This is a genomic window from Streptomyces sp. NPDC048462 (genome assembly GCF_043200175.1).
Taxonomy (GTDB): Bacteria; Actinomycetota; Actinomycetes; order Streptomycetales; family Streptomycetaceae; genus Streptomyces.
Map to the genome: position 1 here is coordinate 156,150 of NZ_JBICXG010000001.1, position 8,996 is coordinate 165,145.

The following is an 8,996-nucleotide window of genomic DNA, read 5'->3' on the forward strand; positions in this document are numbered from 1 at the left end:
CTGAGTTCACAGCCTCGAAGGCGTGGACGTCATTCTCGAGGGCCGCCCCAAATCGTCGAGTTCGGCATACCCGCAGCTTCGCCTCGGCATTGAGGGCATGTGTCCCGTGCGCCGCGAGAGTTCTCGGTCCTGAGCCGGCAAGAACCCGTCGATGTCTCTCTGCAGCGTGCCAGGAGGTTCTTGGCGGCACTCGGGCCCTCGGCCTGCGCAGCCTCAGCCCACGGCACGAAAGCGGGCCACCGACTCCATCGCCGGACCCGTCACGAAACTTCGAGGTTAGGCTGCCAACCGTCACCGTGGCCCTCACACGGTGCCCGTCCCCGTAACCGATCCAGGAGCGCGCAAGATGTTCGACCCCGCCCGGCAGTACCCGTACCCCGACGCGTTCCGGCCGGACGACGCGCCTGCTCCGCACGCGCTGCTCGCACCGCTGACCGGGCTCCTGGGCACCTGGACCGGGCAGGGCCGCGGTGAGTACCCGACGCTCGCCCAGGAGTTCCGGTACGCGCAGGAGGTGACGTTCAGTCATGACGGGCGCCCCTTCCTCCACTACGAGGCGCGCGCCTGGCTGCTCGACGAGGACGGGGCCCCGCTGCGTCCGTCGGCCCGGGAGAGCGGCTGGTGGCGGATGCAGCCGGACGGGCGTGTGGAGGCGCTGATCACTCAGCCCACCGGTGTCGCGGAGATCCTGACGGGCAGTGCGGCCGATGGCGAGGCCGACCTGGCCACTCATCAGGTCGCCCTCGCGCCCACCGCCAAGCAGGTCAGCGCCACTCGCCGCCGCTACACGCTGACAGCCGACGGCACGCTCGAATTCGTCCACGATCTCGCGGCTGTCGGCCAGCCGCTCCAGCACCACCTCTCGGCGCTTCTGCGACGCGAGGGGAGCTAGAACCTCTCGTTTGGATCAGGCCGGATCTGCTGTTTGCCGTCAGACGGAGCGCCGGTCGCCCGTCATGGTCCCGGCCGAGCCCGCGCTCATGCGCGGGACAGCACGTCCCGCAGCCGGGCCGCGAACGCCCGCGGATGCGTGGTGTTGCCGTTGTGCCCGCCGGGGAATGCGACGACGTCCCGGCCGACCAGGCCGGCGAGGCCCCGTGCGCACTGTCCGACGAAGACCGAGGGCGCCGTGGTGCTGCCGCTCGCGGGCACGATGCGCACGGCCGTGGCCCGCAGCGCCTCGCGCTCCAGCTCGGACTCGATGACCGCGCCGAAGTCGCGCTCGATGAAGAAGCCGAAGTTGGCGACGCGGCGCGGGGTGAGCGGCATCGGCGTGAGCCCCGGCTCCGTCTCCTGGTGCGCCGGGTCGATGCCGAGGACCCGCGCGATCTCGGGGAAGGCCGCTTCCAGCCCGCCGTCGCGGTAGACGCCCTGAAGGTGTGCCAGTTCGGCGGTGTGCCGCTCGCACTGTCCGGCGGGCAGCAGGGGACGGTGCGACCGGGTCGTGCGCCACGAGCAGCCCGAGCTGTTCGGGGTGGGCGATCGCCAGGTGCAGCCCGATGGCGGCGCCCATGCTGCACCCGAGCATCAGGGCGGGCTCATCGGTCAGTCCGGCCAGCAGCCGGTGAACGTCGTCGGCGTGCTGCGCCATGGTGATGCGCTGCCCGGGGTCGCCGAGCGTGCTGCGGGAGAGGCCCCGGCGGTCGTAGGTGACCACGGTGTGGCGGTCCACGAGCCGGTCGACCAGGTCGGTGCTGCGGTCGGCGTCGCCCTCACCGCTCTGGGAGACGAGCAGCAGGGGGCCGGAGCCGCGGACCTCGTAGTGGAGCGTGGCGCCGTCGGTGTCGAGGAACATCAGGTTCTCCCGGTCGCAGTGGTGGGTGGCGCCAGGAGCGCCGTCCGATGCCCCCTACCGTAGTGAATCTATTTAGATGCATCAATGGAGATGGATTATTGGCGACGCCGAGCCGGGGAGTGGTGGGTCGTCAGCTCCGATGAAATGTCCTGATTGGGTGATTAATCGTAATCGTCATCAATCACCCACCGACGACGCTTTTCTGTGACTCAAAGGGTATGCAGATTGAGCAAATCACCCTTTTCGGGCGCAGTGGTCAGCATCACCTTCCCGGCCCGCGACGCGACGCGTCCGGCTTCGGTTCCCTGTCGTGCCAAGAAAGTTGACTTCGCTTCGGGGATCTGATGCTGAGCATTTCCTTTAATTGATCTTGCGAATCAATTGCGATCAAGAATTCAGGGCTTGTTCCGCCCGACGCTTTTCGCTTACGGTCACCGTCAATCCGGATGGAACGCCGAATCCTGCCGCCGTCCGGGAACCCGACCACTCACGTACGGCAGGAGCGGGGGACCCAGGTTTGCCGCCGGTCCGGTATCCGGAGCGGCTAGGGGTTAAGTCGCCATCACGTGCGGCCGGACATCTCCAGTCCGAACCCGACAGCTCACCTCGCAGGCGGCGGAGAGGAAATGCGCCATGCCCATCATGGGTAACCACCGTCGTTCCAAGTCCACCTCCCTGACCCGCGGTTTCATCGCCGTGAGCACGGGCGGAGTCGTTCTCGCGCTCCCCCTGATCATGTCCGGGTCTGCTTCTGCCGCACCGGCGCACCCGGTCGTCGCAGAAAAGGTGGCGACCTCGACCTCCTTTGCTGCCAAGGGAATTGCTGCCCACAAGGCCGAGCCCGCCACCTATTCCGTGGTCTCCGGCGATTCGCTTTCCAAGATCGCCCGGGGGCATTCCCTCAGCGGTGGCTGGGAGCGGCTCTACCAGGACAACCGGAGTACGGTCGGCGGAAACCCCGATCTGATTCACCCGGGCCTCAAGCTGACCATTGGCGCCAAGTCCGCAGCCGCCCCGAACAAGGCCGCCCCGACGGCCGATTCGAAGGCAAAGGCCGCGACCGAGGCAAAGCCCGCGGCCGACGCCGTGCAGTCGTCCGACCGGTCCGAGAGCGCCGACCGCGCCGACCGTTCCCAGCGGACGGTCGCGCCCGTGGCGGAGAAGACCGCCGCCACCGAGACCGTCGCCACCGCTCCCGAACAGGGCGCGACCACGTACACCGACGACCTCGACGGCTGGATCAAGGAGTCGCTGGCCGTGATGGCCCAGCACGGCATCCCCGGCAGCTACGACAGCATCCACCGCAACATCATCCGCGAGTCCTCCGGGAACCCGCAGATCGTCAACAACTGGGACTCGAACGCGGTCGCCGGTACCCCCTCCAAGGGCCTGCTCCAGGTGATCCAGCCCACCTTCGAGGCCTACCACGTGGCCGGTACGTCGACGGACATCCTCGACCCGGTCGCCAACATCACCGCCGCGTGCAACTACGCCGCGGCCACCTACGGCTCGATCGACAACGTCTTCGGCGCCTACTGACATACCCCGGCCCCACCTTCGGGAGGAGCCGGGCGCAGGGGTGGGAGGGAGCCACGCGGCTCCCTCCCACCCCTTTCGCGCGCCGTACAACCCTTGCGGCTCACAGGCGGTCGAACGGGACGCGGGGAAGGCAACGGGCCCTTCCCGGCGTCCCCCCCCGGACTCGCCCGGTCATCCTTGAACCGAGGAGCCGCTCGTGCGCACCAACCGCTCGGCCGCCGTTGTCGCGGCCGCCTGTCTCCTGACGGCGGTGGCCGGTATCGCCGCCCCCTCCGCCCACGCCGGTACTCCCGGCGGAACGCACGCGAACGACCGCAACAGCGATTTCAACGGTGACGGCTACGAGGACGTGCTCACCGGCGCGCCGGGCGGCACCGTCGGCGGGAAGAAGGGCGCGGGGTACGTCACCGTGCAGTACGGCTCGCCCACCGGCATCGGAACGGCCCGCGCGGCCGTCCTCAGCCAGAACACCGCCGGTGTACCGGGGGCCGCCGAGGCGGGCGACGGCTTCGGCCGGGCCCTCGCCACCGGCGACCTCGACGGGGACGGCTACGACGACGCGGTCGCCGGCGTACCCGGTGAGGATGTCGAGCCGGTGACCGACGCGGGCGGCGCCGTCGTGCTGTGGGGCTCCCCGAAGGGACTCACGGGCGCGGCCGGCGACTGGCTGCAGGCCGACGCACCCACGGCCGGTGCCCGGTTCGCCGGCGCCCTCGCGGCGGCCCACTTCAGCCCCGACATCCCGGGCGACCAGCTCGCCGTGACCGACCACGACGACCTCACGCTCTACCAGTACGACGCGGCCGCGCGCCAGGATTCCGCACCACCTGCGCCCCTCTCCCACCAACGGCTCCCCGGCACGCCGGGCCGCCCGATCCTGCCGGGGGCGATGACCACCGGTGACTACGACGGCAACGGCCTCGCCGACCTCGTCGTCTCCGGAGTCAGCGGAGGCGACGAACCGGGGTACGGCTGGTCCGCGCTCTTCCTGGCCGAGGTCCAGGGCCTGCGCTACGACCGGGATCTGCGTGGCGGCCCGGCCGTCGCGTCCGGTGACATCAACGGCGACGGCTACGACGACCTGGCCACGGGGGAGCCCAGCAGCCCGGACGACGGCGGCGAATTCGTGAACGGCGGCGTGGTCGGCGTGTACTACGGCAGCGCCGGCGACGGCCCGGTCGGCGCCGAGGGCCCCGGCACACCGCCGGTGTGGTGGACCCAGGACACCGCCGGTGTCCCCGGCACGGACGAGCGTGGCGACAACTGGGGCGCGGACCTGTCGGTGGCGGACACCGACGGCGACGGGTACGCGGACGTGGCGATCGGCGCCCCCGGCGAGGACATCGGCGCGGTCGCGGACGCCGGAGCGGCCTGGGTGCTGCGCGGCGCGGCCGACGGGCTGACCGCCGCCGGCGCGGCCTCCTGGGACCAGGACTCGGGGTACGTGCCGGGCGTCCCCGAGAAGGGGGACCGCTGGGGCGGCCAGGTCCGGCTGTCCGATCCGGACAAGGACGGCCGCTCCGGTCTGCTCGCCGCAGCGCCCGGCGAGGACGCCGGCAACGGCGTCGTCTGGGTGCTCCCGGCGGGCGCAGGCGGGGTCACCGCCGCCGGCTCGTGGACGTACGACGGCGGATCGCTCGGCGGCCCTGCGGCCGGCGCCGCGTTCGGGGCCGCGATCGACGAGTAACGGATCGACGAGCGGCGGGGGCGGCAGACGGTCCTGACCCGGCCCGGGGCCGCCTCGCAACCGGGAGCGCGATGGCACTATGAACCTTTCATCCCGCGCGCTACCCTCCGCCGCATGATTTCCACGGTGGTCTGGGGAACCGGCAATGTCGGCCGCGCGGCCATCCGCGCCGTCGAGGCCCATCCGGCCCTGAAACTGGCGCACGTGCTTGTTCACGATCCTGGCAAGGTGGGCCGCGACGCGGGCGACCTCGCCGGGACCGGCCGCGATCTGGGCGTCGCGGCGACCGACGACATCGACGCGGTGCTGGCCACCGCTCCCGGCGCGGTGGTGTACGCGGCGTCCGGGGACATCCGTCCCGACGAGGCGCTCGCCGACATCGTCAGGGCCGTCCGGACCGGGGCGGTGGTGGTCACCCCCGCCCTGTACGCGCTCTACGACCAGCGGGGCGCCCCGCCCGAGCTGCGGGACCCGGTCCTGGCCGCCGTCGCGGACGGCGGCGGCTCACTGTTCGTCTCCGGGGTCGACCCCGGCTGGGGCAACGACGTACTGCCCCTGCTGATCAGCGGACTCGGCAGCACGGTCGACGCGATCCGCTGCCAGGAGATCTTCGACTACTCCACCTACGACCAGCCCGAAGCGGTCCGCGACCTGATCGGCATGGGGCACCCCATGGAGTACGAGCCGCTGATGCTCGCGGCCTCCGTCCCGACCATGGTGTGGGGCGGGCAGATACGGCTGATGGCCAGGGCGCTGGGCGTGGAGCTCGACGACATCCGCGAGACCATGGCCCGGCGGCCGCTGGAGAGCGCGGTCACCACCCGGACCATGGGCGGGTTCGAGGCGGGCACCCAGGGCGCGGTGCGGTTCGAGGTACAGGGCATCGTCGAGGGCGAGCCCCGCATCGTCATCGAGCACATCACCCGGATCCACCCGTCCTGCGCCCCGGACTGGCCGTCGCCGCCCGACGGCGCCGGTGCCCACCGCGTGATCATCGAGGGCCGCCCGCGCATCGAGGTCACGGTCGAGGCCGGCGATGAGGACGAGAACCGCTCGGCGGGCGGCAACGCCACCGCGGTCGGCCGGCTCGTGAACGCCATCGACTGGCTGGTGGACGCGGAACCCGGACTCTACGACGCGCTCGACGTCCCCCTGCGCCCCGCAACCGGCAGACTCGGAAGGAAGCAGCCATGATCATCGACATCCCCGAGGGCCAGGAGCCGATCGGATACGTATGGGGGGACATGGTCCCCGGCATCGGGATGGCCGCCGCGAACTTCTCCCTGTCGGTGTACCAGCACACCACGCTGGGCCTGCGGGAGTTCGAGGCCGCCCGGCTGCGGATCGCCCAGATCAACGGGTGCCTGTTCTGCCTGGACTGGCGCACCGAACGGGACGGCGAAAAGGTCGAGGAGGAGTTCGCCGACGCGGTGAACGAATGGCGCACCGCCGGGTCCTTCGACGACCGGACCCGGCTGGCCGCCGAGTACGCCGAGCGGTACGCCCTGGACCACCACGGTCTGGACGAGGAGTTCTGGACCCGGATGACCGCGCACTACAGCCAGCGCGAGATCGTCGAGCTGAGCATGAGTATCGGCTCCTGGCTGGCGTTCGGCCGGCTCAACCACGTGCTGGGTCTCGACGCCGTGTGCGTGCTGCCCGGCCACTGAGCCGGACGCCCCGGGCCCGTCCGATTTGCCCGTGCCCGGGGCGTACCCAGGAGGAGAGCCGTCCTGCTCATCTCCTCCTGGCCATGCCTGCCGTGCCTGCCGTGCCTGCCGTGTCGGTCCGGTGTCACAGATCGGTGGCGATGATCTTCTCGATGTTCCGTTCGGCGAGTGCCGTGATGGTGACGAACGGGTTGACGCTGGTGTTGCCGGGGATCAGCGAGCCGTCGATCACGTACAGGCCCGAGTACCCGTGCAGGCGACCGTAGTTGTCGGTCGCCCGGTCCAGCACCGCACCCCCGAGGGGGTGGTAGGTCAGGTGGTCGCCCCAGATCTTGTACACGCCGAAGAGGTCCGTCCGGTAGATCGTCCCCTCCTTCGCGTTGATCTTGTCGAAGATCGTCTTGGCCATGTCGATGGACGGCTGCTTCCACGCGGTCTGCCAGTTCAGGTCGACCTTGCCCGTCGCGGGGTTCCAGGAGAACTGGGCCCGGTTCGGGTTCTTCGTGATCGACAGGTAGAACGAGGCGAACGTCTCGATCCCGGTCGGCAGCGGCGCGACCTCGGCGAACGCGCCGCCCGCCGCCCAGTTGTCGATGCCGCCGCAGGGGATGCTCGACTGCACGGCTCCGGTCGGGTCCCACAGGTGGTTGGCCCGGCCGCACATGACGTTGCCGTTGTCGCCCCAGCCCTTGCCGATCTCGTCGTTGAGGGCGGGCAGTTTGCCGGTGGCCTTCAGCTCGGTCAGCAGCTTGCTCGTGCCGACGCTGCCGGCCGCGAAGAACACCTTGTCCGCGGTCACCGTCTTGGTGGCCTCGGTGCTGCCGTCGGTGCGCAGCTGGTCGATGACGACCGTGTAGCCCCCGGCCGACGCCGGGGAGACCGAAGTCACCTTGTGCAGAGGCGAGATGGTGACGTTCCCGGTCGCCATGACCTGGGCGAGGTAGGTCTTCTGCAGCGACTTCTTGCCGTAGTTGTTCCCGTAGAGGATCTCACCCGCCAGTGCCGACTTGGGTACGGTGCCGGCCGCCTCCTGCTCCATGTAGTCCCAGTCGTACACGTCGGGCACGAAGACGAACGGGAAGCCCGAACGCTGCGCCTGCTTGCGGCCGACCCGGGCGTACTTGTAGCAGTCGACGCTGTCGAACCAGGCCGGGTCGACGGTGCCGACGCCGAGGCCGGAGTTGGCGCGCGGGTAGTAGGTGGAGTACATCTCGTCGGCGTTGACCGTGGGGAGGACGGCGCCGAAGTTCTCCCGCTTCGGGGTGACGGCCATGCCGCCGTTGACCAGTGAGCCGCCGCCGACGCCGCGCCCCTGGTAGACCGTGATGCCGCTGAAGTCCTCGGCGTCCAGGATTCCGGTGTAGCGGGGGATCGACCTGTCGATGGGGAAGCCGAGGAAGTTGCTCAGCGGTTGCTTGGTCTTGGTGCGCAGCCAGTACGAGCGGCCGTCGGGGCTCGTCGTGTTGGCGAAGATCTTGCCGTCCGAGCCGGGGGTGTCCCAGGACATGCCCATCTCGACCATGTGGACCTTGATGCCCGCGCGGGCGAGCCGCAGGGCGGCCACGGAGCCGCCGTACCCGGTTCCGATCACCAGGACCGGGGCGTGCTCCCCGTTACCGATCGCCGTGGCTCTGGCGCGGTTTGCCGCCGTGGCGGGGGCGACGTGACCGGAGAGGGCGGCGGCCCCCACTATGAAACTTGTTCTAGCGATGAATCTGCGACGCGAGACACCGCTCGATCCCTTGTCGGGTAAGCTCGAGTCCGTCATGTGACGTTCCTCACTCTCGATCGAATGGGAACGAGTTCTACTGGCGCTCGCTCAAGAAGTCACTACATACCTGCGAGTAATTTCCCTGGGTTCGGGCCGCTCGCCGCCCGCGGCGGCCCCCTCCGTCCCCGGGTGCGGCACCCGGGCATCGCGTGGATGCTGGGAATGTCAGCGTTCCCTGAGGAGGACAGTCATGAGCATGCTCGACAAGATCAAGGACCTGATCAAGGGGCACCCGGACCAGGCCCGCCAGGGAGTCGAGAAGGGCGGCGACCTCGCCGACAAGAAGACGCATGGCAAGTACAGCGGCCAGGTCGACTCCGCCCAGCAGAAGCTCAATGACCAGCTCGGTGACAAGCGGCCGCCCGCCGACGGCAGGTAGGCGAGGGCTTCACCCACCCGCAGTCCGACGGAGCGGCAGTCGCCATCGATGGCGACTGCCGCGGCCGGGGGCGGGCGGGGGGGGGAGCACCCGTGTGGCGTGGGGGCGGACGTAGGCGCGCCGGTGTGGGGGTACAGGGCCGCGATGGCCGAGAC

The 8,996-nt window shown here is 70.1% G+C and carries 7 protein-coding genes, 1 pseudogene and 1 riboswitch; of the genes and pseudogenes, 6 read left to right on the forward strand and 2 right to left on the reverse strand.

Annotated elements, in window-relative coordinates; translation table 11 throughout:
• The first annotated feature begins 346 nt into the window (after positions 1 to 346).
• The gene (locus ACGFU6_RS00615) at positions 347 to 892 is read left to right on the forward strand and encodes an FABP family protein (protein WP_393607212.1); all 546 of its coding nucleotides are present in this window, start codon (positions 347 to 349) and stop codon (positions 890 to 892) included.
• Between the two features lie 86 nt (positions 893 to 978).
• Here the strand turns inward: ACGFU6_RS00615 and ACGFU6_RS00620 are convergent.
• Positions 979 to 1,795: pseudogene (locus tag ACGFU6_RS00620) on the reverse strand (alpha/beta fold hydrolase).
• 442 nt (positions 1,796 to 2,237) lie between these two features.
• Positions 2,238 to 2,423: riboswitch (cyclic di-AMP (ydaO/yuaA leader) on the forward strand.
• Positions 2,424 to 2,428: 5 nt separating this feature from the next.
• Here ACGFU6_RS00620 and ACGFU6_RS00625 point away from each other — a divergent pair.
• From ACGFU6_RS00625 to ACGFU6_RS00640, 4 genes are all read left to right on the forward strand, one after another.
• Positions 2,429 to 3,334, forward strand: coding sequence for a transglycosylase SLT domain-containing protein (locus tag ACGFU6_RS00625; RefSeq protein ID WP_393607214.1), 906 nt, complete (start codon positions 2,429 to 2,431; stop codon positions 3,332 to 3,334).
• 196 nt (positions 3,335 to 3,530) lie between these two features.
• Positions 3,531 to 5,021, forward strand: a complete 1,491-nt coding sequence (locus ACGFU6_RS00630; RefSeq protein WP_393607216.1) for an FG-GAP repeat protein — start codon at positions 3,531 to 3,533, stop codon at positions 5,019 to 5,021.
• Positions 5,022 to 5,135: 114 nt separating this feature from the next.
• Positions 5,136 to 6,215 carry a dihydrodipicolinate reductase gene (locus ACGFU6_RS00635; protein ID WP_393607218.1) on the forward strand — a complete coding sequence of 360 codons (1,080 nt, stop codon included), beginning with the start codon at positions 5,136 to 5,138 and terminating at the stop codon, positions 6,213 to 6,215.
• Positions 6,212 to 6,691 carry a carboxymuconolactone decarboxylase family protein gene (locus ACGFU6_RS00640; protein ID WP_393607220.1) on the forward strand — a complete coding sequence of 160 codons (480 nt, stop codon included), beginning with the start codon at positions 6,212 to 6,214 and terminating at the stop codon, positions 6,689 to 6,691. Before ACGFU6_RS00635 ends, ACGFU6_RS00640 begins: the two co-directional genes overlap by 4 nt.
• A 124-nt stretch (positions 6,692 to 6,815) precedes the next feature.
• Here ACGFU6_RS00640 and ACGFU6_RS00645 read toward each other — a convergent pair whose 3' ends face one another.
• Positions 6,816 to 8,459 carry a GMC oxidoreductase gene (locus ACGFU6_RS00645; RefSeq protein WP_393607222.1) on the reverse strand — a complete coding sequence of 548 codons (1,644 nt, stop codon included), beginning with the start codon at positions 8,457 to 8,459 and terminating at the stop codon, positions 6,816 to 6,818.
• A gap of 193 nt (positions 8,460 to 8,652) precedes the next feature.
• Between ACGFU6_RS00645 and ACGFU6_RS00650 the strand changes: the two genes are divergently transcribed.
• Positions 8,653 to 8,841 (forward strand): antitoxin, encoded by a 189-nt coding sequence (locus tag ACGFU6_RS00650; protein ID WP_393607224.1) that lies wholly within the window; start codon positions 8,653 to 8,655, stop codon positions 8,839 to 8,841.
• The last annotated feature ends 155 nt before the right edge of the window (positions 8,842 to 8,996 follow it).